The 24521-nt window shown below is 50.5% G+C and carries 17 protein-coding genes and 2 riboswitches; of the genes, 1 reads left to right on the top strand and 16 read right to left on the bottom strand.

What is annotated here, in order from left to right; all coding sequences use genetic code 11:
• Window positions 1-13: 13 nt before the first annotated feature.
• The 14 genes from FPL14_RS26640 to FPL14_RS26575 form a co-directional block, all read right to left on the bottom strand.
• Window positions 14-3109 (bottom strand): hybrid sensor histidine kinase/response regulator, encoded by a 3096-nt coding sequence (locus tag FPL14_RS26640; protein WP_229263686.1) that lies wholly within the window; start codon window positions 3107-3109, stop codon window positions 14-16.
• Between the two features lie 83 nt (window positions 3110-3192).
• Complete coding sequence (lysA, locus tag FPL14_RS26635) at window positions 3193-4524, bottom strand: diaminopimelate decarboxylase (protein WP_182300559.1); 1332 nt, start codon at window positions 4522-4524, stop codon at window positions 3193-3195.
• Window positions 4525-4654: 130 nt separating this feature from the next.
• Window positions 4655-6277, bottom strand: coding sequence for a spore germination protein (locus FPL14_RS26630; protein WP_182300558.1), 1623 nt, complete (start codon window positions 6275-6277; stop codon window positions 4655-4657).
• 41 nt (window positions 6278-6318) lie between these two features.
• On the bottom strand, window positions 6319-6744 hold the full coding sequence (locus FPL14_RS26625; RefSeq protein WP_182300557.1) for a stage V sporulation protein AB: 426 nt from the start codon (window positions 6742-6744) through the stop codon (window positions 6319-6321).
• A 60-nt stretch (window positions 6745-6804) separates the two neighbouring features.
• Window positions 6805-7386 carry a stage V sporulation protein AA gene (locus tag FPL14_RS26620; protein ID WP_324617848.1) on the bottom strand — a complete coding sequence of 194 codons (582 nt, stop codon included), beginning with the start codon at window positions 7384-7386 and terminating at the stop codon, window positions 6805-6807.
• 289 nt (window positions 7387-7675) lie between these two features.
• The gene (gene sigF / locus FPL14_RS26615; RefSeq protein WP_182300556.1) at window positions 7676-8434 is read right to left on the bottom strand and encodes an RNA polymerase sporulation sigma factor SigF; all 759 of its coding nucleotides are present in this window, start codon (window positions 8432-8434) and stop codon (window positions 7676-7678) included.
• 24 nt (window positions 8435-8458) lie between these two features.
• Window positions 8459-8905 carry an anti-sigma F factor gene (gene spoIIAB, locus FPL14_RS26610; RefSeq protein WP_182300555.1) on the bottom strand — a complete coding sequence of 149 codons (447 nt, stop codon included), beginning with the start codon at window positions 8903-8905 and terminating at the stop codon, window positions 8459-8461.
• On the bottom strand, window positions 8902-9255 hold the full coding sequence (gene spoIIAA, locus FPL14_RS26605; RefSeq protein WP_182300554.1) for an anti-sigma F factor antagonist: 354 nt from the start codon (window positions 9253-9255) through the stop codon (window positions 8902-8904). Before spoIIAA ends, spoIIAB begins: the two co-directional genes overlap by 4 nt.
• A gap of 228 nt (window positions 9256-9483) precedes the next feature.
• Window positions 9484-10614, bottom strand: coding sequence for a D-alanyl-D-alanine carboxypeptidase family protein (locus tag FPL14_RS26600; protein WP_182304177.1), 1131 nt, complete (start codon window positions 10612-10614; stop codon window positions 9484-9486).
• Between the two features lie 200 nt (window positions 10615-10814).
• A complete protein-coding gene (locus tag FPL14_RS26595) occupies window positions 10815-11888 on the bottom strand; it encodes a glycosyl hydrolase family 18 protein (RefSeq protein ID WP_182300553.1) in 1074 nt (357 codons plus the stop codon).
• 27 nt (window positions 11889-11915) lie between these two features.
• A complete protein-coding gene (locus FPL14_RS26590) occupies window positions 11916-13679 on the bottom strand; it encodes a polysaccharide deacetylase family protein (RefSeq protein ID WP_182300552.1) in 1764 nt (587 codons plus the stop codon).
• A gap of 39 nt (window positions 13680-13718) precedes the next feature.
• Window positions 13719-15590, bottom strand: a complete 1872-nt coding sequence (locus tag FPL14_RS26585) for a glycosyltransferase family 2 protein (protein ID WP_182300551.1) — start codon at window positions 15588-15590, stop codon at window positions 13719-13721.
• Window positions 15591-15621: 31 nt separating this feature from the next.
• Window positions 15622-16935 (bottom strand): nucleotide sugar dehydrogenase, encoded by a 1314-nt coding sequence (locus FPL14_RS26580; protein WP_182300550.1) that lies wholly within the window; start codon window positions 16933-16935, stop codon window positions 15622-15624.
• A 26-nt stretch (window positions 16936-16961) separates the two neighbouring features.
• Complete coding sequence (locus FPL14_RS26575) at window positions 16962-18425, bottom strand: polysaccharide deacetylase family protein (protein WP_182300549.1); 1464 nt, start codon at window positions 18423-18425, stop codon at window positions 16962-16964.
• A 331-nt stretch (window positions 18426-18756) separates the two neighbouring features.
• Here FPL14_RS26575 and FPL14_RS26570 point away from each other — a divergent pair, with 331 nt between their 5' ends.
• A complete protein-coding gene (locus FPL14_RS26570) occupies window positions 18757-19407 on the top strand; it encodes a class D sortase (RefSeq protein ID WP_182300548.1) in 651 nt (216 codons plus the stop codon).
• A gap of 57 nt (window positions 19408-19464) precedes the next feature.
• Here FPL14_RS26570 and FPL14_RS26565 read toward each other — a convergent pair whose 3' ends face one another.
• Both FPL14_RS26565 and FPL14_RS26560 read right to left on the bottom strand, forming a co-directional pair.
• Complete coding sequence (locus FPL14_RS26565) at window positions 19465-20280, bottom strand: transglutaminase domain-containing protein (RefSeq protein WP_182300547.1); 816 nt, start codon at window positions 20278-20280, stop codon at window positions 19465-19467.
• Window positions 20281-20294: 14 nt separating this feature from the next.
• Window positions 20295-20375: riboswitch (cyclic di-GMP riboswitch) on the bottom strand.
• 39 nt (window positions 20376-20414) lie between these two features.
• A riboswitch (cyclic di-GMP riboswitch) is annotated at window positions 20415-20494 on the bottom strand.
• A gap of 101 nt (window positions 20495-20595) precedes the next feature.
• On the bottom strand, window positions 20596-24345 hold the full coding sequence (locus FPL14_RS26560; RefSeq protein WP_182300546.1) for a collagen binding domain-containing protein: 3750 nt from the start codon (window positions 24343-24345) through the stop codon (window positions 20596-20598).
• Window positions 24346-24521 lie beyond the last annotated feature (176 nt).

Below are 24521 nucleotides of genomic sequence, written 5' to 3'. Positions count from 1 at the left end.
TTCCTCAGTCGCATTACTTCTGCCTGCGAACCCTGAAGGTTACCGTAGTCCCATCGTTCGGTACGCTGCGGATATGCAGTCCTTCTCCATAAATCTGCTTAAGTCTCCGATCCGTGTTCAATAGGCCGATGCCCTTCTCCGCGCTTCCCGTTTGAGGATCCATAATGCGTTTTAATTTGTCCGGTTCGATGCCGACGCCGTTATCCTTGATCGATACTTCCGCATACTCCTCGTATTCCACGACGCGGATGCGAATGCCTCCTCCTCGGGACCGTTTCATGATGCCGTGTCTAACCGCGTTCTCTACCAGAGGTTGGATCGTAAGCGGCGGAATGCGCAAAAAGCTGGCTTCGTTCACTTCCCAAGAGACTTCCAACCGTTCCTCGAATCGTTCCTTCTCGATGTACAAATAAGAGCGTACAAGATCCAGCTCGTGTTTCAGCGGAACGAGCTGTTCCGCGTTCTGAAAATCGAAGCTGCTGCGCAAATAGTTTCCGAACGCTTCAAGCAACGCGCGCATCCTTAACGTGTCTATCTCGCTAAGGGCGGCAACGGCGGTCAGCGTATTGAACAAGAAATGAGGTTGAATTTGCGCTTGCAGCCACGCCCCTTCCATTCTTAACCGCTCGCGGACCGATTGCTTTAATTCGGTTAACGCGCGAACCCTGGACCGAAGCTCCAGCGCGTCCATCGGTTTGGTCACGTAATCGTTGGCGCCGGAGCGGAAACCCGCGGCGATGTCTTCCGGACGGCTACGCGCCGTAAGAAGCAAGATAGGCAGCTCCGATACGGAGTATCGTTCGCGGATCGCCTGCGATAATTCGTAGCCCGACATTCTCGGCATCATCACGTCGCTGATGACCAGATCCCAATCACTTCTGTCCAACATGGCGAGCGCCTCTTCCCCGGATGTCGCCGTAACGACGTCGTAGGTTTCCGGGGAAAGAATATTGACCAGAACGCTAAGATTAACGGTATCGTCGTCTACGGCCAAAATGCTAAGTTTATCCGTGGTTCTGGCTTCCGGCCATTCGATTGGCTGTTCGGATATAGACTGTTGGGCGTCATTGCCGGACGCAGCTACGAGAGATGCGGCCGATTCAATATTCCCAGGCAAGAAAAATTGATCGGACACCGGTAAGTCGAACGAAAACACCGTTCCTTTGCCTAAAACGGAGTTGACTCTCAACTGCCCCCCATGCAGCTCGACAAGCTGTTTGCTTATGCTTAAGCCGAGCCCCAGCCCGCCCCCGACCGCGGTCATGCCGGAGTCGGCTTGTTCATACGGTTGGAATATTCTCCCCAGCGTTTCCTCGTTCATCCCGATACCGGAATCCAGAACGGAAATCCATGCTTTCCCGTTAATGATGACGCTGTCGATCGTAACGTGGCCTTCGTTCGTAAACTTGACCGCATTATGAACGAGGTTGAACAAGATTTGAATGAGCCTGTTCTCATCGGCATCTACCGCCGGGAAATCATCCGGAATGGCGCTAGACAAGTGAACCGGCTTGCTTTCGACCATATAGCGAAGCATGTCCATCACGCCAAGCGCGAGCGGTTGAATGCGAGTCGGGGCGGCGTGGAGCACGATTCCGCTGTCTTTTAGCCGATTAAGCTCGAGAAGGTCGTTCAGCAGCATGGTCATCCGCTTCCCGACGGTAATCAGCGTCTCCAGCTTTTTCGTATTATCGGCATCCAGTTTGTCCGCGCTCGTATCCAAGACGGACTGGGCGAAATTAAGCATGCCATGCAACGGATTTCTCAATTCGTGCGAGGTGTTCGCGAGGAAATCGTCTTTCCGCTTATCCGCCTTCCGAAGCTTGTCGGCAAGCTGCTGCGTTTGTAAGGATGCGCGAAAGAAGCGTTTGAACCAGTAAGCCGCAAGCATTAGAAAAGCAATAATGAAATCGATCGGATAATAATTCACGTCGGTCCTGATGTCGCCTTTAAAAAGACCCCAAATCGCGTTTACCGATATGGCAGTAACTCCAAGCATTAGAAATACGATGTCTTTTTCGCCTTTTGCGGCCGATTGAAGCACGATCGCCGAAACGATGATACCCGGAACCAGAAGAATCAAAAAATAAAACACGCCCGCTTGAAGGGTAAACGTTACTGGCGTCATTAAAATCAACATGACGGCCAAACCGCTTAGAACGAGGAAATACTTAAACGTTTTGACCTTCGAATACTCCGGTATCAATTGCAAGACGAACCGCAAAAGCAGCATCCCTATTAGGATAAGCATTAAAAATTGAATTTTTATCGCCCACGTGTAATTTATCGGAAACCAAGTTAACAATAATCGATCGTTATCGGTCAAGGTCATGAGGATCGCGCAAATATTTAGCAAGATGAAGGTCAACAATATTTTCTGAGGCTGCCCGACGAAATAGAGTATGCATGCGTAAACGGCATGAAGGAAGAACAAGAAGCATACGATCAACTGGGCGCCGATGGAAAACCATTTTTCATTCTCGATCGCCTGACCGTCTCCGAATTTGATGGCGTGAACGATTCCGCCTCTGACGGGATTGGAATAATTGGAGACGTGAATGACTATATCGAGAACATCCGAATCCGTTGTATAGAACTCCGTATACGGCAAGCTACTCGGGGTATATTCCGCTGAATGGGAAGAGGGTTTGCCTGCATGGGCGATCAGTCGACCGTTAACGTAGAACTCGGACGAGTTGGATATCCGGTTCATCCTGAACCCATAACTTTGATCCTGATGCGCGGAATCGACTAAAATTTTCAATCGATAGGAACCGTAGCCGAACTGCGAGCTTGAATCCGGTGACAAAGAAGGCTTCCACTTGCCGGGGACTTGAATATAATCGGGACGGAGATCGTTCTCCAAATCCAGGCCTTCCTGCATGATCAACCTTTGGGGAAAAAACTCCCATTCGCCGTCTAAAGTGATCGAACGTTTGGAATCAAAGTTCCAGCCGCGCAAATCCAAGACGCCTTGAACGGCATGAGGGTGAGCCGGCGGAGCTTGAAGGGCCATCCAGGTTAGACGAATGCCCGTCAGGATCATCAAGAACGCTATCGTAATTAGCAATACTTTTCTATTTTTCATCATTCTTCTCTTTTTCGACATGATTCGCACGAATCCTTCAAAATTGAAAAAGACATCATGCCCGATGTGACTAGGCATGATGTCCGTAGCATCTCAATTAGGATTTATTTCGCGACGGTTTGTTTCTGCAAGCGTTGCGGAATGACGTCGTTGCCGACGATGTTCTGATAGGATTCCCGAGCGACGACGAGGTCGGCTTGACCGTCTTTGACGAATACGACGGCCGGACGGCGAATCCGGTTATAGTTGCTCGCCATGGCGTAGTTATAGGCGCCCGTGCAGAATACGGCCAACAGATCGCCGGATTGAACGGAAGGCAGCTTCAAATCCCAGATCAACATATCCCCGCTCTCGCAGCATTTGCCCGCTACGGATACGACTTCATCAAGCGTATCGTTAGCACGATTGGCCAGAACGGCTTCGTACTTAGACTCGTACAGAGCCGGACGAGGATTATCGGTCATACCGCCGTCAACGGCGATATATTTGCGTACGCCCGGAATGTCTTTGCTTGTCCCTACCGTATACAACGTCGTTCCCGCGTCGCCGATAATGCTGCGGCCGGGTTCGATCCATACTTCCGGCAAGGCGAAGTTCGCGTTCTCGCAAGTCGTGCGCACCGCATCTGCGATCGCTTGAACGTATACTCCGACAGGAAGCGGCTGATCGCCTTCCACGTAACGAATTCCGAAACCTCCGCCCAAGTTGAGAACGGTGAACGTATGGTTCAGCTTGTCGCGGATCTCGACCGCGAACGCCGCAACCTTCTCGACGGCCATGCGGAAGCCTTCTACTTCGAAAATTTGCGAACCGATATGGGAATGAACGCCCAGAACTTTCAGGTTCGGCAAGCCGATCGCGGTTTCGATCGCTTTGAAAGCCGTTCCGTTGCCAAGATCGAAGCCGAACTTGGAGTCTTGCTGGCCGGTCGAAATATAGTCATGAGTATGAGCTTCTACTCCCGGCGTAATGCGAAGCAGCACGTTAACGCGTTTGCCTTTGTCGGCAGCCAAAGCGTTCAACAGGTGCAATTCGTTAAAATTGTCGACGACGAAGCATCCGATGCCCGCATCCAGCGCCATGTCGATTTCTTCAGGCGTCTTGTTGTTGCCATGGAAATGAATGCGCTCGACCGGAAATCCGGCTTGCAATGCCGTATACAATTCCCCGTCGGATACGACGTCAAGGCTCATTCCTTCTTCTTCCGCTACGCGGCACATAGCCATAACGCAAAAGGCTTTGGAAGCGTATGCGACTTGATGGCGAAGTCCCGTCGAACGGAAAGCTTCCATAAATTCGCGCGCGCGTTGGCGCACGAGCGCCTCGTCCACGATGTATAGAGGCGTTCCGAACTCGCGCGCCAAGTCCGTAACGTCGCAGCCGCCGATCTCAAGATGACCTTTGCTGTTAATTTTGCTGGTTCCATGCAAAAACATATCTTATTCCCCTTTGGCGATATTTCCGGCATTCGACTTCAATCCGGCGTAAGCACGATATAACCTGAGTATAGCGGAAAACTCGCCTCGGGGAAATGGAGGATTTGCCACAACATTTGCATTATTACCTTTACACGGGCTGCTTGCGGTTTTTCTTGGTCCGGTAAAGCGACAACCGTTTTTTGTTGTTCGTCAGAGGCTGCCGAAACAGGATGTTCCGCAGAGCGGCGGCGTTAAAGGGCAAAAACGGCCATAAATAAGGAGCGTTGAAAGATCTCTCCAAGGCAAGGAACAGAAATACAAACGTAGTGACGACGACAAAACCGATCTCATGGAAGAAAAATACGGCCAATAGCAGCACCAGCCTGACGATCCGGTTCGCCAGACCGAGCTCGTAGCTAGGCGTAGCGAACATCCCGATCGCCGACACCGCCATATACAAAATGACCTCATTGATAAACAAGCCCGTTTTTACAGCGATATCCCCGATCAAGATGGCGGATAACAAGGTCATGGCGGTAACGAGCGGTGCAGGCGTATGAACGGCTGCCAACCTTAGCAGATCAACGCCGATCTCCGCGATGAGGAATTGCAGAATCAACGGGAGTTGCCCGACTTTGTTGGCGCCGACGAACCAAAGCCATTCCGGACGCAACGCGTGCCTTTCGTTGAATAAAAACCAAAGCGGCATCATGAACAGCGACACCAGCATACCCAAGTATCTCACCCATCGCATGTACGTCCCCATAAAAGGATTTTGACGGTTTTCTTCGGCATGCTGCACCAGATCGAAATAAGTCGTCGGCAACAAGATCGCGCTGGGAGACGTATCGACGATGACCGTGACGCTCCCGTCAAGAAGCTGCGCCGCGACGACGTCCGGCCTTTCCGTATATCGAACGAGCGGAAACGGGCTCCAACTTCTGCTCACGGTCATCTCCTCCAGTTGTTTGTCCGCAAGAGGAATTCCGTCGATGTCGATCGCCTTGATTTTGTCCCGAATGGACTCCACGAGCTCTGTATTCGCGATATCGTCGATATAACCGATGCAGACGTCTGTTTGAGTGCGTCGCCCTACTTTCATAATCTCGAACCGCAAGTTCGGATCGCGAAGTCTTCTCCTTATAAGGGCGACGTTCACGAGCAGCGTTTCCGTGAAGCCGTCTTGACTGCCCCGTACGACCTTCTCGAGCGATGGCTGCTCCGGATTGCGCGCGGGAAACGACTTCGCGTCGATAATCAACGCCGCAGACTCCCCGTCTACGTACAAGGCGGTGTTGCCGGCGAGAACATCGTCGATCATTTGCGGGAAAGACGTCGTTTTTTTGATCTGGACCGCCGGGACGTACAGCTCGAGAAAGGCGTGTATCGCGTTGTGATCCATTCTGCTCTCGGGTTCTATATAAGAAAGGCGTTTAATGATTTCCGTAAGCGCGGTATCTTTCGCGAATACGCTCAGAAACAGCAACGCCACTCGCCTGCCGCCGAACACCATCTCGCGCACTTGCACCTCGAAGCTCTTATCCAAGCCGATCGATTTCTTCAGCAGCTCCTTCCAGCTGTCCAAGTCGTCCGGAATTCTCTTCTGGGGCTTACGGGCTTGTTCGGAAGCAATAGGTTCTTTGGCCTCGTCTTTGGGCGTCTCTGCTTTCTGTCCGCGTTGCTCGTCGTTGCCCTCCTGATCCTTAGGTTTATAAATACCCGGATGCCCCGCATGCTCCAAGTCCATGCTGCCGTGTTCGGTCGATTCCATCTGTTCACCGCTCCTTGTTAATCATCATGATCGAGCGCCGGTTAAGGATGCAGCCATAACCAGTCGACTAAAGAACCCGTAACTTTGCCAAGCACCATCGCCATCAAGAGGGGCAGCAAGTACGGCTTAAGCTTGAACCTTTTCGATACAATCGGAATGACGTTAAGCACCTCCGTCAAAGCCGCCGCGAACATGCCCACGAATAAACCTTGGAAGACGGCCGGCAATAGTAGCAGTTTGGTCGGCAGCTTGTAGGACCAATCGAAAAGATCCGCGCAGATCCAATAGAGCGACCCAAATAAGATGCTAGATTCGAAAATGGAAGAACGACGATAAGCCCGCGTTAACTGAACAAGCCTAGGGATCAGATCCAGCACGATTAACAAGGCCACGAACGCGCTCCCCACCGAGAACCCTCCGGCTAACCCGATAACCCCGATCAGAAGCCACTGCAATAAATCAACCACCGTCTCCTCCCACCTGATCTTCGTGTTTTTTTCGATACTCCTCCGTGATAACGTAATGGTTCACGTTCTCCTGATACATGAACATTTCGACTTCAAGCGGGTTCGGCTCGTCGTTAAGCCTTTTGCGCAGCAGCCTATTGAAAAATAACAACATTCCCATGCCCACGCCAAGCGAGTATGGGATTTGAAACAACCAGGATGCGATTTGGCATCGCCCGTGATCAACTCCGTAATTCGGCGCTGAACGGCGGGCATGTTCACGTCGGCATGAAAGTTCATCATCGCCATGCCCGATCCGAAGAAGAGCAACAGCCATGCCAGCACCAGCACGACTTTACGCGGCTTCACTTGCCCTTCCGGCGAAATCTCGAGCAGCACGTGGGGTTCGCCGAACGTCTCGATGATCATCCCCGGCTCCGCCTCGCGAATCGCTTTGACGACTTGAAGCATATCGATGAGCAGCAAATTGCCGTCTTGTTCGGTAACCCGGTGCAGCGGAATGCTCCTAAGACGATGCTGCAGCTGATTCTCGGTGACCAGCCTCGCGACATGACCCAAGGTCACGACCGAGCGGGGACGGACGACGGCCCTGCGCCTCATGCGGACATAGACGACTTTAGATTCCGTAGGCGAAAGCTCCACTGACGACTCCCTCCCCTAACGTTCAGTTCGCTTAGTATGGGGAACAATCGGCCAATATAGTCGGAAAACGGAAAAAAGGTTGGAGATCGCGCGGAGAGTCGAGTTTGCGATCGAGGAGCGGTATATTAAACCGCTGGGAGCGGCTTAATTGGTTGGTTGATGGATTTTTGACGATCTAAGCCGCTCCCGGTAGATTAATTTACCGATCTGTTGACTTGTAAACATAAAGTAGCCCAGCGCCATTAATAGGGCTGGGCTCCATTGCACTTGAGGTTCGCGATACGGCATGCTATTGGGCGATCTGGTCTTTAATGTTTTGAAGGATTTTTTTCTCGAGCCGGCTTACTTGGACTTGGGAAATGCCTAGCCTGCCTGCGACTTCCGATTGCGTCTGGTCCCGGAAGTAGCGGAGATAGACGATTAGCCGCTCCCGATCGCTCAAGCCTTGGATCGCTTCGGTCAGAGCGAGCTTGTCGAACCAACGCTCTTGCGATTCGTCCGCGATCTGATCCATAAGGGTAATCGGATCCCCGTCGTTCTCGAACACCGTCTCGTGAATCGAGGCCGGCGGTTTATTCGCTTCCTGGGCAAACACGATTTCTTCCGGCGTCACGCCGATCTCTTCCGCCACTTCGCCGATCGTCGGAGCGCGCCCGTTTCTTTTGGACAGTTCGTCTTTCACTTTGCGCACGCGGTTAGCCATTTCTTTAAGCGAACGGCTGACTTTGAGCGTACCGTCATCGCGCAGAAACCTTTGAATTTCTCCGATGATCATAGGAACGGCATACGTTGAAAACTTCACGTCGTAAGAAAGGTCGAATTTATCGACCGACTTGAGCAACCCTATGCAACCGATTTGAAACAGGTCGTCGCTGTCGTAACCGCGGTTCGAGAACCGTTGGACGACCGACCATACTAAACGGATATTGCTATTCACGAGCGTATCGCGCGCGGTCGTATCTCCGGATTGACTAAGCGCAATCAGGCGCTTCACTTCACTGTCATCCAAGTAAGCCGGCGGAGACGATCGTTTCCATTCTGATTCCATGCCTCCAACCCTGCCGCACGGTTTTTAATTAAATAGCGCCTTTTTCGACTCGATCCGTTTTTTCATTTTGAGAGAAGTTCCGCCGATCTCAGTGCTGACGACTTCGAAGACGTCCATGAAATTTTCCATGATCGTGAATCCCATTCCCGAACGCTCCAATTCCGGACGCGAAGTGAAGAGCGGTTGGCGCGCGAGTTCCAGATCTTCGATTCCTTTGCCTTGGTCGCTAATCGAAATCGTAACCGTATCTCCATCGATTTCGGCTTCAACGGTAACGGTTCCCTCCGTATTGCCGTCGTAGCCGTGAATGATGGCATTGGTTACCGCTTCGGACACGACGGTCTTAATCTCGTCCAATTGCTCCATCGTCGGATCCATTTGGGAGACGAACGCGGCAACGGTTATTCTTGCGAACGCTTCGTTCTCGGAACGGCTGGCAAACGACAGCTTCATCTGATTATGTCCGCTCATGATACGACCTCCAGACTGGCAACGGCAGAACGCTCGTTATCGTAGAACGATAGGATCTTGAACAGACCCGATAACTCGAACAACCGTTTCACGCTGGACTGCGTGTCGCACACGACCATTTTGCCGCCGCGGCTTTTGACCAGCTTGTACCTTCCGAGTACGACGCCAAGCCCCGAGCTATCCATGAAAGCCAGATCTTTCAAGCTCAGAACGACGTGGTCGCACCGGCCTCTTAATATCGCATCCTCCATCTTAAATCGGACGATATCCGCGGTATGATGGTCCAATTCTCCTCTCAGCCGGACGATCAATACGTTGCGGTGCTGCTCCAGCTCGACCTGTAAGCTCATGCCCATTTCCCCTTCCCCAATAGTGCGAGCACAGCTCGTCACGTCTGCTAGACCGATAGAGCGAAAACGAAGTTCGCTTATTGATCTGTAATCCTTTGCATCGTGTCCAATTCTACGGAAGGTTCTCCCATTCCTGCCGCCCGACAAAACTAGAAGCAACGTTGCCCTATTCGACAAAACACGGCAAATAAGCGGCGACGCAAACTCCGTCTAACCGCCATTTATCCGCTAATTAGAGAAGAACAGCTGGCCTGTCGTTCTTCGGAGAAGCGTCCACCAACCGGCCTTGCTTACCGCCATCGGCGATTCCACCGGGAATTCGGTCAGCACTTCATCGCCGCGGTACACGACCAGTTTGCCGACGGATTGTCCGATCTCGATCGGAGCTTTGACGTCCGAATTCAGCACGAGCTCGTGACGGATGCCTTTGCCCGCATCGCCTTTCTTAAGCAAGACGCTATAAGAATGCTTCGCGGTCAACGGAATTTTATCCACTTTGCCTTTCTCCACGGATAACGTTCCGATCGGATCGCCTTTCTTGTAGATCGGGATATTCGTGTATTGCGCGAAAGCGTAGTCGAACAGATGGGAAACCTCGGCATTTCGCGTCTTCGTATTCGGTTCTCCCATGACAACGGCGATTAAGCGCAAGTTGTCCCTGCGAGCCGTGGCGGACAGGCAGAACTTCGCTTCGCTCGTAAAACCTGTTTTTAATCCGTCGGCGCCGCTGTAGAACCGAACAAGTTTGTTCGTGTTCACGAGCCAAAAGGGTTTCGGACTGCCCTTGCGCAAATAATCTTGATAGAGCCCCGTATATTTCGTGATGTTCTCGTATTTAAGCAATTCCCGCGACATGAGGGCGATATCGTGCGCGGAAGAAACGTGGCCTTCGGCGGGCAAACCGTTGCAATTGGCGAACTTCGTGTTCTTCATGCCTAACTGCTCGGCTTTCTCGTTCATCATGGCTACGAATTGCTGTTCGCTTCCGCCAAGCTTTTCCGCTAACGCTACGGATGCATCGTTGCCCGAAGCCAGCGCGACGCCTTTAAGCATCTCGTCGACGCTCATTTCCTCTCCCGGCTCCAGAAAGATTTGCGAACCGCCCATCGATGCCGCATATTCGCTTGCCTGTACTTTATCGGTTAGCTTGAGCCGGCCTTCGTCAATAGCTTCCATCACCAGCAGCATCGTCATGATTTTCGTGATGCTGGCGGGCGGCAAGGCTACGTTGCTGTTTTTCTCGTAGATGATCGTCCCGCTATCCGCATCCATCAGAATCGCGGATCTGGCGCTCGAAGCCAGGTCCGTAACCGCTTTGCCGGGTGTCGGTTCTTTCGCCGCGGCAATAGACGGAATCATCAGCGCTGCCGTTAACGTCCAAGCGATTATCCGAACAAACGAGCGTAAACCGGATCTACTTGTATCTCTACAGGCCAAAAGTGGCTCCCCCTCCTACGGCCGGGTAACGGCCAAGTTGTACTTCCCTCTAGTCTTCCCTTCCGGTATGGAAAATATTCCAAAAGCGGTTCCGAAAAAGGAAAAGGCACGATTGCCGCGTATCAAAACGCATGCAACGTGCCTTCTCTCAAATCGCCGAGCCTCCAAAGCGCGATATTGTATATCCTTGCTTGTTGGGCGGCATTGATCCATTCGGTTAAGGTAGTTTCGTCGGCATAGTAGACCGTATGCTTCGCTTGATCGGCATCCGTATATTCGAAATAGACGCTGCCGCTGCCGGAATCCCTGGAGGGGGTACTTTCGCTAAGGTTAGAAAGATCGGCTGCTTGTTTTTCCGTCACCGAGGTTACTTTCCCCGTTGCCGCATTCCAATCGAACCCTCCTGCCGAGAAAGCAAGATAGGGGGTCCCCGGAAGATGCTTCAACCGCGCGGCAAGCTCCTTAATGAACGCGAAATCCGCTTTCGGCCCGGGTCCGCTATGACCGCCGTACAGATTATAAGCCATCATGACATAGGTCGGCCCCTCGGGCAGTTTCACATCCTCTATTGGCGCTCGGGGCTCGAGTACGACTCTAAGCGTCTGCCCCATCGGTTGAAGCCTTGCTTGCAATTCCTCGATGAATCGCGCAAAGTCGTTCCAGTCGTCATTGCCGATTTTCTCGTAATCGATTTCTACGCCGCCGAATCCGTAAGTTTCTACGGCCGCCACAATATCTTCGATATGGCCGATCCTGCTTTGTTCCGAACCTATTAATCTCGTAACCAACGAGGTATCCTTCTGCGCGACGGACGTCCCGTCGGAAGTCTTGATATCGTTTACGAGCGTCAAATCCACATGTTCAAGAACGCTCCGATTCGCAAGTTCCAGAAGTTTCGGCTGCGCTTCCCGGAACTCCTCCGTAAACCATAAGCGATCGTTACCGTCGAAATAAGCGGCGAACATTTGCAGGCTGGTCAGCTTGTCCGCGATAACTTCGAGATCCGCTATCCCCGTTTCCCACTGCCAGTCGGCAAGCCATGCCGAACGTTCCGTTACATGTTCCGTAATCGGAGGTTTTTTGGCCGCTCCGAAAGCTTCCAACTTGATGAGATATAGAAAAACAGTCGCCGTAACGAAGGCGACTATAATGATGCTCAGAGCAACGCGTTTGCGTGAATGCGGTTGGTTGAACATAGTGCGCTGCACTCCTTGATGTCTGGATTAGAACGTATCGATCATCCAATCGATTGTCGAATCGAACGCCCGCTTCATTTCGCTGGCAAGCTTCCGGACTCCGGCAAATCCGTTGCTGTACAAAGTCGTTTGTAGCTCGCCGTTCTTAGAGAGAGCCGACACTTTGATATCGTCGAACACGCCGTCGTATATATCGTCTTTCTCGTTCTGTTCGTGATACTCCGATTGAATGGCGACGGAGCCGGCTTGTATCGTTTCGTCGATCGCCCGATCGACTAACAGCATTTGCTTGCCAACGGTAACGTTGAGCTTATTCCCTACTAGGGAAAGAGTAACTTTCCTCTTATCCTTAATATTGACTGGATACTGCTCCTCCTCCGTCAAGTCGATGACGGACGTTTGTTCCTTGGAATAGACGGTCGCCTTGTTCAGGGCAAGCTCGGTTTCATTCCATTGAACGTCATTCAACTTATCGTCATACAGTTTTTCCGGAGCTTTAAATGGCAACTTCTGCTCCACGACAAGCCGATTGTTCTCGATGGTTACCCGGACGTAGGAATCCTTTTGCCGGTCATATCGGGCATACAGCGTCTGCCTGCCGACGACATTGCCGTTAACGTTGGCGCTCAGCTGAATATCGTCGTATTTCTCGCTGTTTTTCAATAAGAGCAAACCTTTGCCGGAAGGCTCGGACGTAAGGGCGATTCTGTCGTCGATAAACTGGGCCGCGCCATGGACGACCGTCCAATCCTTCGAGCGGTTTTCGTCGCCGACGACGAACTTCATTTCCTGCGCCGTATCTTTGCGGAGTTTCATCAGCAAATGATTCGTATACCAGTACGGCTGCGGTTGGATTCTCGTTAGGTCGAATTTGCTGTCCGATCGGGAGTTGAATGCATTCCCTTCTCTATTATAGTGCATTTTGAAGATTCGTTGGATATTCGTTGAGTTCGCGTCGGATACGAGCCGATTCATACCCTCGTTCATCGCGTTAGCATGCATGATCATGTACACGTTCGGAACGAACCCGAGCTTATCCGTATAAATCTCGTTCATAAGTTCGTAATCCTTCGTAATCCGCGACTCCATCTCCGCCCTGGTCTCAACGGGAATCATGTTGCCGTCGCGAACAAAATCCATCAAAAAGTGATTATAGTAATCGATTTCCATTTTGTTTCTTAGCTCGTTCTCGTCTTTCATCCCTATGAATTGGCCGTCGCTGCCGACGATATTGATGTAAGAAAGGCGATAGCCGTTGCTTCCCAGCTCCCAATACCCGTTTTTCATCATTTTCTTCATGTCGCCGGGTTGCAGGAATTTACGGTCGCTATTCCCCATCTTGTTAGCATACGATAGGAATGTCGCTTTGAAGTTGTATTTTTCGAGCAACGGTTGAGCAAATAGGCTGGAATCGTTACGTCCGTCCTCGAACGAAAGATACAAAGCCTTGTCCGGAAGTTTCTTGCCCTTATCGTAATAATCGAGAATATCCTGCTGCGAGATCGCGACGTATCCTTGGTCCTTCAGAGCTTTAAGTTGCTGATCCAGCTGTTTCTTCGCGATCAGCTTCGGCGTTCCCGTCCTGCTCACCCCGAAATAAGAGATCGCGATAAATCCTTTGTCGTTCGTCCATTTCGACCTGTCCGGCTCTTCGAATTTCTTAACGTCCACGAGCACGTGGAACAGCATGAAGCCTACGAGCAGCAAGAGAGCGAATTGAACGATCGTCTTGAATACTTTCATTCGATTTTTTTTGCGGTAGTCTAGGGCGTAGTTCTTGCTTTTTTTCATTAGTGCATCCCTCACCCAAAGAGCCATTCCTTAATTACCTTAGAGCGGCAATCCGATTTTCTCTTTGTTTTTTTGTTTCCTTGCTTCTTTTTTGTTTCTCGCCTCGATATCTTGCGGTGTATCCCTTGTCCCCCACGTGGACTTCCAAAAGGTAACCCAAGCGACGGGCATTTGCCAGAGCAAAACGAGCTCATAGAAAATACAGAACACCAAACCGAATATCCACAGCTTGCTCTTGCGAAACAACAGATGGGCCAAGCTCATCAACATCGCCATCATTAAGAGTCCTATCAAGAAGGTCCCGGGGAATACATGATGGAATAGCGGAACGTAGACCAAGTTGTAAAGAACGATAACCGGAGCGGCGATAGGCACGATTAGGCCGATGTAGAAAAATAACGCCATGAAAGGTTCTTTCAGCCAGATGAACGTGCCCGCCCGCAGCGACTCCCTTAACCAAGAGCGTTTCCACCGCATCTGCTGCTTCAAGAAAACTCCCGTATCCGAAGGCACGATCGTAGAGCAAATGGCAGAGTCCTGATAAGCCGTGCGATGGGTTTTCAAAATGAAGTTGGTCATGCTTCGGTCGTCGCCGAACGTGGCGGGTTGCCCAAGGAACTTCTGGTTCAACCAAGCTTCGGAGTGCTTAAGGATTAAATCTTTCCGGTAACAAGATAACGGTCCCGACAAACAAGTGACGCAGTCGAACCATGATTCGGCCGCTTTCATGATGCGGAACGCGATATAGTAACGTACCGTCTGCAGCTTCGTGATCGAGTTCGTGTATTTGTTCTCGACATCGGTACGTCCGGCAACACCGCCCATGCGAGGATCCTGGAAAGGCTGGACCAAATGCTTGATCGCCGTCGGCTCAAGAAAGCTGTCGGAATCGACGAACACGACCAAATCGTGCTTCGCCATTTCCACGCCCTTCACCAAGGCGACGCGTTTGCCTCCGTTCGCTTCCAGCACGTGCATTTTCAAACGTTCCTTCGTTTCGAACCTTTCCGCCTCTTTATGAACCATCGCCAACACTTCGTGAATGCGGGCTACGGATTTATCGGTCGAACGATCGTCGACCACGATGACCTCCAGCTTGTCGAGCGGGTAATCCTGATTGACGCAGCTGAGAATCGTCCTATGTATCCATTCTTCTTCGTTAAAGCAAGGAATGATAATCGATACGCCCGGCGTATAATCCGGATTGACCGGAACTTCCCTGTACAATGCTCCGAATAAATACCGGCTTAAAAGAAAAGCGGCAGCGATCATGCTGTATAAATAAAGCCAAAAATTATATTTGAAATAAATAATGCTCTCGACGCGCATCAGCATGATGAAGGTGACGGCTACGAACAGCAGCCCGCTAGCCGTGTAGACGGAATAGCCCCATCGTTTTCTCTGGAAATACTCGGTTAACGGCTTCACGAACTCGACCGCCAGCATGAGCCTTTCCTGTCCCTCATGTTCGCGGCTGAACGATCTGACGACCGTCGCGTAAGTATTTACCGCCAGCTCGAAACCTTCAGGCATCGTTCCCGGGGGAATATTGAAGCGGATATTCACCCGGTCTCCGATCTTGAAACGATCGATCCCCGGATCGATTCCGACAAGCAACCCCGTCGACGAAATATCGACCGCGCGGCCTTTAATGCCCTTCTTTGGTTTCTTGCCTTCCTCGACCATGTTCACTTCGAAATCCGCTACGTATCTGAGGCTGAGCAGACGAAGCCGGTTAAGATAATCGGCATCCCGTTGCTGACCGTCCTCCTGATCCGCTCTTGATCCCCTCCGGTCCGCGGTCGATCTTATATTCTCGGGATCCGGTACGTTGGATAAAGTACGCCGATCCTCGCGAGGTACAGTTAGTACCTCTACGATTTTTTTCTTTTTCTTTTTGAACTTAAACAAAGGTACTGCCCCCACTCCGTACTGCCTGTATTCAAAGACTCCAGTAATGGTAACCGTGGTTCTCGTAAAGAGATTTGGAATAGATCCCTTTAATATCGACCATGATCTTCAACTCCGCGTTGCCGTACAGCTTATCGAAATCGCCTATTTCCATTTTTGCGAACGGTTGATGCGGTACGGCTAAGACTACCACGTTCAAATCCGTCATCTCGGACATCTCCGTCAGTTCGATTCCGTACTCCCGATAGACTTCTTGCTTGTCGACAAGCGGGTCCGCTACGAACGGAACGACGCCATACTCCCGCAGTTCTTGAATGATATCGGTAACCTTCGTATTTCGGATATCCGTGGAATCTTCTTTGTAGCTAAGCCCCAGAAAACCGATTCTCGTATTCCCGATATCCAGTTTTTTCTTTACGAGAATCTTAATGATATTTTGCGCGACGTATTTCCCCATGCCGTCGTTAATGTGCCGTCCCGCTAGAATGATTTTCGACCGATATCCGGTGTCCTCTGCTTTATAGGTCAGATAATAGGGATCAATGCCAATGCAATGCCCGCCGACAAGACCCGGCGTAAAATGAAGAAAGTTCCATTTGGTGCCCGCTGCTTGGAGCACCGCTTTCGTATTGATTTCCATATGGTTGAACAACATGGACAATTCGTTCATGAACGCGATATTAATATCGCGTTGCGCGTTCTCGATGACTTTAGCCGCTTCGGCGACTTTTATGCTCTCCGCCCTGTATACTCCCGCATCGATTATTAGCTCGTACAGCTTCGCGACGGTTTCCGTCGTTTCTTCGTCGATCCCGGACACGATCTTCACGATATTCTCCAAGCGATGTACTTTGTCCCCCGGATTGATCCTTTCCGGGGAGTACCCGACCTTGAAATCCGTACCGCATCGTAAGCCGGACTCCGCCTCCAGGATTGGAATGCAGATCTCTTCCGTGACTCCCGGATAAACGGTTGATTCGTATACGACTATCGAGCCCTTGCTTAGCTTTCGGCCTACCATGCGGCTGGCGCTTTGAACGTATTTCAAATCGGGTACGTTACCGCTCTGGATAGGCGTCGGAACCGATACGACAAAAAATTTAACTCCCTCGAGCCTATTCTCATCCGACGTGAAATCGACCGAACAAGATTTAATCGCCTCGTCGCCGAGGTCTCCCGTGGAATCTTTTCCGCTAACATAATCCTTGATTTTCTTCTCGTTTACGTCGAATCCGATCACTCGCGCTCTCCTCGAGAATGCGACTGCCAATGGCAGTCCTACGTATCCTAATCCGACAACGGCGATCGCTTCCAGCCGGTCTGCGATATTATCATAAAGTCCCATTCGCCATACCCCCGCAACCTGCATAATTACTTGTTCAATCCGACGAGATCCGCCATCTTAACGAACGTAAAACCTTTTTGCTTCAACCGTTCGATCGCTATCGGCAACGCCTCGATCGTATGAATGTCGTCCAACATGTGCAATAAAATAACGCTGCCGTCCTCGGTCTGCTCCATGATCTTGTTCACGATATCTTGGGCGCTGTTATTTATGTCCCAATCGAATGTCGTGACGTCGTACAATGCGATATCCGGGTAACCGATCGCCGCGATGACCTTTGCCGTATGATCGTCGATTTCTCCGGTAGGCGGCCTAAAAAGCATCGTCGGCTGCTGCTGGATCGCTTCCGTGATCACTTGATGGGCTTTGACGACGTCCTCCTGCAACGCTTCCGCGGATAACGTCGTCACGACCGGGTGAGTATACGAGTGGTTAGCTACGTCATGCCCTTCCTCGATCATCGCCCTCGCCAAATTCGGATTCGCTTCGACGCCTTTTGCCCGCAAGAAGAAAGTCGCTTTAACGTCGTGTTCGGCCAGAATGTCTAATATTTTCGTAACGGTATAATCCGTCCCCCAATCGTCGAACGTCAACGTAATTTCTTTCTTATCCGTTTCTTTGTCATAGATCAGGTTGTATTTGGCATTCTGATAATTGGGATTAACGGTTGCCGCATCGTAGCCTTTAATGTCCGTATAGGGCTTCCTTTCCCCGCCGTGCTCGATTAATTGGTTAAGCGGAATAAAGTCGTACCCGACTTCCTTGGCCGCTTTGGCCAGAATCGAAATGGACTCGACCGCATTCTTGTTCTCTTCCGTATCGACCGTAATGATGCCGCCGCGATTGATATACTTCCGGACATAGAGTTCCTTTTCCGCGTCGCTCTCTTGCTGCCAGTTATGTAGAAACATGCTATACACAACGACGGCGTCCATTCCGTTATAGGCTGCCGCCAGTCGGACATCGTCGTTGTAGTCCCCGGATCTAGTCCGAACATACCGAGGAGCGATACCGGTGTTTTTCTCGATGATCTCGTTGCTTAGTCCGATTTCTTCTACTATTTGCTCATAGCTTAACTTGGTCATGTCCAATCGGTTCAGCGTATTGTTCTCGATCTCATGGCCCCGGGATACGATTTCCTTCGCGAGTTCCGGCTCTTCCGCCACCCTCATCCCCGGCACGAAAAAGGTAGCTTTGATGTGATAGGTATCCAGTTCGTCAAGCAAAGCTTTAATCGTTTGATCGTCCCCTAACCCGTTAAACGTCAAAGACAGCTCCTTCTTAGCCGTGTATACGTTAGGAATGACCTTGCTCATCTCCCCGTCGTACCGAGCGATCGGGGAATGGGTTTGTTTATCCGCGTTTTCGCCGCCTGAAGCCTGATCGTTTCCGCCGCCGAATAAACCGCAGCCGGAAAGCCCGAACAGCGCAAGGGCCAAAAGTAAGATCGGAGCGCCTTTTTTTACTTGTTTTCCAACCCTTTTTCTCATTGTTCTTCTACTCCTTCAATAACCAAGTAAAGCCTTGTTCTACCGCCTAAATCTATCTTTTTTTCGTTCTCCCATAATACCATTACTTAGTAACTAAATAGTAATGGCATATTTTGTCGAATAATATCGAATAATAGTACATTGAGACTATTACTTGCACAATACTACTTATCTTAACAAAGAGAACTGAACAATTTCTGTACTCCCTTATGAACATCAAGTGTCAATTTCGACTCACGCTATTGTGTCTAGTTATTGTTCAGGAATACACTGTATATTAATAATCAGTAGTTTGTTAATTCAGGAATATTAGGAAAGAAGGAGAAGCGCTTTGAGAAAGTGGCCTTATCTGTTGATCGTTGCCGGCATATGCCTTCTGCTGTACCCGACAGTCAAGGAACGTTATTACGACTGGGAACAACGGAAGCTGTTGGATGACGCGGTTCAGATCGAATTCAATCCGAACGAAACCGACAACAACGACCTGATCAAAAATCGATACGAGCAGCTCTCGCGCGTATTCAACGAATCGGCCGAGCAGCCTGAACCCGAACCCGCCGCGACAACCGATACGGAAACGGAAGAAATGCAGGATCAGGCGATCGCCGTCATCGCGATCGATAAAATCGATCTGAAGCTGCCTGTGCTTGAAGGGGCTACGAAAGCGAACATGAAAATCGCAGCCGCGCACATGACCGAAACTGCAGCGCTCGGAGAGGTCGGCAATGCCGCCATAGCCGCCCATAGAGCCCGGACGAAAGGCAGACTGTTCAATCGCTTGAATGAACTTGAAATCGGCGACGCCATTGCAATCCAAACTAGAAATAAACAGCTAAACTATACCGTGTTCAAAATATCCGTCGTCGAACCGACCGATCTGTCCGTTCTGAACGGCAACAACGACGATAGCATCCTTACTCTTATCACTTGCGATCCGCTCGTTAACCCGACCCATAGATTAATCATCCATGCTAAGCTCTAAAAAACAAAGCCACTAGGCAATAATGACCTAGTGGCTTAAATTGTGTACATTCGAGCATTAATAAACTTTAGCGGCTTTATATTCGCTGGCTTTTTTAACGAGCAACTCTTTCGTCCCCGCCTTTTTCAAACCCGCGTCCACGGTAGTGTCGATAATGACCCATTTCCCGTTCAAATAAACCTCGTTCCAAGCGTGATACTCCTTAACGGCGTCCGCAGATCCCATAACCAGCTTCGTTGGAATCCCTTCGCTGCGGAGCATCGCGGCGAATAACGTAGCGTAGCCGTAGCAGATGCCTTTGCCTGTCGTTAACGTCTCGTCGATGTCCGGGACGTAATCCGCTTGCACGCTACTCGCCAATTCATGGTCGTAACGGATGTTGCGGACGATATATTGATAAATCGCGGTTGCTTTTTGTTCATCCGTCTTGCTGCCGGCAGTTAATGCCTTCGCTTTGGCTACGGCCTTATCGGCATCCAGCCAATTCACGTTCTGCACGGAATTCAAGTAGACGTCTTCGGCATCCGCTACTTTAACTTCCAGCTTCTCCGTTGCAAGAACCCTATATTTGTTGCCTGAGACATTTTCCAGAACCGCGATATCGTAAGCTCCGTCGCCCATCTGCAACGGAAGCCAAACCGTTTGATCATCTTTTGCGTCGTTCAGCGAGTATATATAGCTGATCTCGCCTTTCGCAATCTTTACTTTCGTCGCTCCCGCGCGGTTGGCCTCATCGGTTACGCCGATCGTCCCTTGGTCAACTCGGGACACTTCCAACATTCCCTTGCCGGCGGCCGAGCCGGCGAAAGCCATAGACGGTATGGCAACGATTAGTACCGCTAACGCTAACAACATTCTTGAAACTTTAAGCATAGGATAAAACCCCTTTCGGTAACTGGCTGCCATCCTTACGGGAAGGCCCTCTAGCTTTGCGTCCCTGCCTTTCGACAGGTTTGCCGTTTATCGTGATCGTTTTATCTTCCGAAAACAGAAAAAAAGCATCGACTTTCGGTAACTGGCTGCCATCCTTACGGGAAGGCCTTTAGCTTTGCGTCCCTGCCTTTCGACAGGTTTGCCGTTATCGCGTTAGCTTTCTTATGTCAACTCTACTAAATCTTCAATAGAAAAGCAAGAAAAAACCTGCTGAAAATCAGCAGGTTTTGGAAGTTTATCGTCTATTTTCAACTCTTATTTCGCTTTGCGAAAAATTCTTTTCCTTGCAAGGAAGAACACTCCCAGGACGATTAAACCGAGTCCCGTAAGCTGAATCGGAAGCTGGCTCTCTTCGCCTGTCTTCGGCAGCGTCGGAGGTGATTTCTCTCCGCCGTTAACTCCGCCTCGAGGGATGTCTTCGACATCGATCTCAACGAGAATTTCATCTTCGTTTCCTTCATCGTCCGTTACGATCACCTTGAATTTATCTTTCCCCGTATAGCCAGAGTCAGGCGTATATTTCCAATTGCCATCCGGAGTAATCGTAACGGTACCGTGTTTCGGTTGTTCTCCGATTGAAGCTTTGCCGCCTTCCGGAACGGTTACTTTTCCTTTTACCGGAGTATCAATAGGCGTTTTTTCCTTTTGGTTCTCCTTGTCCGGCGATGGAGATGGGCTTGGGCTTGGGCTTGGGCTTGGGCTTGGGCTTGGGCTTGGGCTCGGGCTCGGGCTTGGGCTTGGGCTTGGGCTCGGGCTTGGGCTTGGGCTTGGGCTCGGGCTTGGGCTTGGGCTCGGGCTTGGGCTTGGGCTTGGTTCTGGGCTCGGGCTTGGTTCCGGGCTCGGACTTGGGCTCGGGCTTGGTTCCGGGCTCGGACTTGGGCTCGGACTTGGGCTCGGGCTTGGTTCCGGGCTTGGGCTTGGGCTTGGGCTTGGGCTCGGACTTGGGCTTGGTTCCGGGCTCGGACTCGGACTTGGGCTTGGGCTTGGGCTTGGGCTTGGGCTTGGGCTTGGGCTTGGGCTTGGGCTTGGGCTCGGACTTGGGCTCGGACTTGGGCTCGGACTTGGGCTCGGACTTGGGCTCGGCTCTGCCTTGTTCGTTACTTGTTGATGAATATTCGGATTAGCAGAACTGATCGTAACGTTGATTTTCGTCGAATCCAAATCGTATCCGTTCGGAGCGACGGTTTCCTCCAAGACATAATCCCCCGACTTCAGCTTGTCGAATAGAACGATACCGTCCGCGTCAGTCGTCAGCGTGTTGATTAATTTCAAATTGGTGCCGACTTTGCGATGCAACGTAAACGTGGCGCCTTCCAGCACGGTCGCGTGATTATCTTCGTCTACTTTCGCGACGGTAAGCGAACCTTGCACGCCGCTTCCCGTTCCGGAACCGGTCGTTACCGCTACGACGATGTTCTCGGTCGTGTCTTTGCTCACGGTAGCGACATTGTTCCCCGCGAAGCTGACTTTGTTCGAAACCGTATCTCCGTTATTCGCATCGATTTCCGATTGATACTTCAAGATGTATCCCGAAGAAATATCTTGCTTGAAGCTTAGAACGAAGCTTTGAACTCCATTGGCCGCGGTTGTGATCGCTAGATCGTAGTCGGTGCCTTTAGTCAGCTCTCCCGCCTGATTGACAACGCCGGTAGGCAGCACGGTCGTTGCGTACAGATGGAACGAATCCTCTAGCAACAGTTGATTGACGCTAGGCTCGTCCATGATCTTCGCATCTTTGACATAGGATTGGCCATGGTTAATATTGATCGTCCAGTCGATCTTGGATCCGTTTTGCGTCGCTTTTTTGAAGACGTACTCGCCGGCTTTCGGGATCGTGACCGTCTTCACCAAGTCTCCCGACACCGGCGTAGTACCGTTAAGCACCTTAGCGATGTTGGTAATATCGTTATTGATCAGCTTGCCGTCGAGAGTCGTTTTGAACGTAATGTAGTAACCCGAGTTGATCGAACCCAGATTCACTCGCAACACGTTAGAACCGTCTACCGCATAGGAATAATCGCCGGCAGGCACGAGCGTCCCTACGGAAGATCCGGAGCTGCTGAAGTTCAACTTATGGACTTTCAAGGAACCCGGTACGAGCGTTTGACCGTTCAGCAACGGATCTTGCACGATGGCGTTCGCAATCGTTTCTCTATTATAGTTTGCTTCGATCTCCCAAGTAATTTCTTTAGTAGCCGCGTTGTACTCGCCTTTTTTGATCCCGTTATTTTTCGTTTGGGCATTCGGGGACGAAGATACGACGTTCGTTACCTTAGTATGGGACACCATTAACGTATCTTTCCAGCCGATCTTTCCTACGTTTTGGAATCCGGCTGAGTCATCGTCTCTGGATTTCCAATCGTATTTGGTTTTGTAGGTAATCGTGTGTTTTTCGGTAACGTCATTCACAAATTGCAGCTTAAAACCGGGAGGGGTAGTCGTAGTCGTTACCGAATAATCCCCAGGACTTGTTAAAGTGTGGTTATGGTCATCTTTAACTACCAATGAACTCGGAACAAATTCCAACCCCGCGTTCTCGAAAGTATCCGTAATGACCACGTCTTTCATCGTGTCATTATCCCCGTTGATCTCGATGGTCCAAGAAACCGTTTTGTTATTGTAATCGTAAGTTCCGCTGCTTTTTTTGATGATCAACTGTTCGATGCTGCGGTACCCTTTGATTCCGTTCACGTCGTTAGTGATCGTAGCGGAATTTTCCACCCGTACTTTGGCTTGGGTTTGATATTCGATGATATAAGCCCCGGTAACCGCGCTATGGAACTGAATATCAAATCCGCCCTTGCCTCCGGCCGGCACGAAATCGGTTTTCGTATAGCCCGATGACAAAGCCGCGCCCTTAGTCGGGTTTCCGCTTGAGTCTAGCGTAACCGGATAAATCTTCAGCGTTCCCGGCACGAGTTCTTGCGTATCGTTAAACCGATCCGTCAGTTTAGCATCGGCTTGCGCGATGGTAGACTCTTTAAAATTGTACTTGATCTGCCAATCGATCGTTTGGGTAGGGGCGTCGTAACCGGTTGAGTTTTTCTCTAGTTCCTTCCCGTATACAATCGGTACATTGGCAGTTGATTTATCGATAACCGTATTGCCCGATGCAAACGTCGCTTCGTTAGTGAAGCTTGTTTTGCTGGAGTCCGTAATATCGGTCGAGTATACGATCCGATAGGCTTTGCTTATGCTAGGATCGGTGAAGCTCAGTTTGAAATCTTTAAGATCATCCGTTTGCGTCACGACATAGTTGTTGTTATACACGGCCCCTACGACGGTTGAGCCGTCCAAATTAACGCCGAGCTCGTAGACGGCAAGCGTAGCCGATTGAAATTGCAAGCCGTCAGGAATCGGATCTATGACAACCGCGTTGTTTATCGTCTCTAATTTCTTATTCACGTCAATGGTCCAATCAATGCGCTTGGGATTAAACGATTGAGCCGCGCCGGATTTGTTTATCGTTTTGCCGACATTGGGTTTAAACTGCAACGTCAGCGTTACCGCGGGGGTGATGAACGGGAAATCAATATATTGCGTAGTGCTGCCCGTGATCTGCTGCGCGTCGAATTTCGTATTGATCGTCAATTTGCCCTGAACGTCGTCGTAATCCTCGATGTACTCGTTAAAAGTCATGATCGCCTTGTGATCCGCCTTTCGCACGAGAAAATCTCCGACGTCATCGCCATCGATGTACAGTTTGCCGGTCACGTCATTGTTGAGGAGAAACTTGTTCGGCAGATCGAACGAATACGTATCGCCGTCGCTGTATCCATGGTTGTTCTTCAATTTCCAATCGAAATCGATTTGAACGTTTGCGCCTTGTTCGTATACGACATCCGTGACGGAGTTTCCGCTTCCGTCTTTCACAGTCAGCTTAACGCCCGTAATGAGGTTGTCCGTGATTTCCGCGGCATGAGCCTCCTTAAAGAAGGCTAATCCGTTAATGCTTTGCCAAATGATCAATACTGCAAGTAAGACAAATCCAAATTTTTTCTTCATCCTTAGCGTAACTCCATTCCAGCAGTATGCTTATTTTTTTGAACGATCGACTGCAGCTTAATCGAATCCATTCCTCCCTCTTCCCCTACATAACTCTCGTTTATCTGTGATGTTCTAGTAGCCCGTATGGTAAAATATTCTACTTCACGTAAATAAACAAAATCTGAACAATTGCA

The sequence above is a fragment of the Cohnella cholangitidis genome (assembly GCF_014107495.1).
In the GTDB taxonomy this organism is placed as follows: domain Bacteria; phylum Bacillota; class Bacilli; order Paenibacillales; family Paenibacillaceae; genus Cohnella; species Cohnella cholangitidis.
Note: the sequence above shows the minus strand (reverse complement) of the source record. Positions and strands in the feature narration are given on the sequence as shown.

Bases quoted from the DNA above. Each gene is read 5' to 3' on its own strand.
- FPL14_RS26640 (WP_229263686.1), bottom strand. From the start codon at position 3,109: ATGTCGAAAAAGAGAAGAATGATGAAAAATAGAAAAGTATTGCTAATT.
- lysA (WP_182300559.1), bottom strand. From the start codon at position 4,524: ATGTTTTTGCATGGAACCAGCAAAATTAACAGCAAAGGTCATCTTGAG.
- FPL14_RS26630 (WP_182300558.1), bottom strand. From the start codon at position 6,277: ATGGAATCGACCGAACACGGCAGCATGGACTTGGAGCATGCGGGGCAT.
- sigF (WP_182300556.1), bottom strand. From the start codon at position 8,434: ATGGAATCAGAATGGAAACGATCGTCTCCGCCGGCTTACTTGGATGAC.
- spoIIAB (WP_182300555.1), bottom strand. From the start codon at position 8,905: ATGAGCGGACATAATCAGATGAAGCTGTCGTTTGCCAGCCGTTCCGAG.
- spoIIAA (WP_182300554.1), bottom strand. From the start codon at position 9,255: ATGAGCTTACAGGTCGAGCTGGAGCAGCACCGCAACGTATTGATCGTC.
- FPL14_RS26600 (WP_182304177.1), bottom strand. From the start codon at position 10,614: ATGATTCCGTCTATTGCCGCGGCGAAAGAACCGACACCCGGCAAAGCG.
- FPL14_RS26595 (WP_182300553.1), bottom strand. From the start codon at position 11,888: ATGTTCAACCAACCGCATTCACGCAAACGCGTTGCTCTGAGCATCATT.
- FPL14_RS26590 (WP_182300552.1), bottom strand. From the start codon at position 13,679: ATGAAAAAAAGCAAGAACTACGCCCTAGACTACCGCAAAAAAAATCGA.
- FPL14_RS26580 (WP_182300550.1), bottom strand. From the start codon at position 16,935: ATGGGACTTTATGATAATATCGCAGACCGGCTGGAAGCGATCGCCGTT.
- FPL14_RS26575 (WP_182300549.1), bottom strand. From the start codon at position 18,425: ATGAGAAAAAGGGTTGGAAAACAAGTAAAAAAAGGCGCTCCGATCTTA.
- FPL14_RS26565 (WP_182300547.1), bottom strand. From the start codon at position 20,280: ATGCTTAAAGTTTCAAGAATGTTGTTAGCGTTAGCGGTACTAATCGTT.
- FPL14_RS26560 (WP_182300546.1), bottom strand. From the start codon at position 24,345: ATGAAGAAAAAATTTGGATTTGTCTTACTTGCAGTATTGATCATTTGG.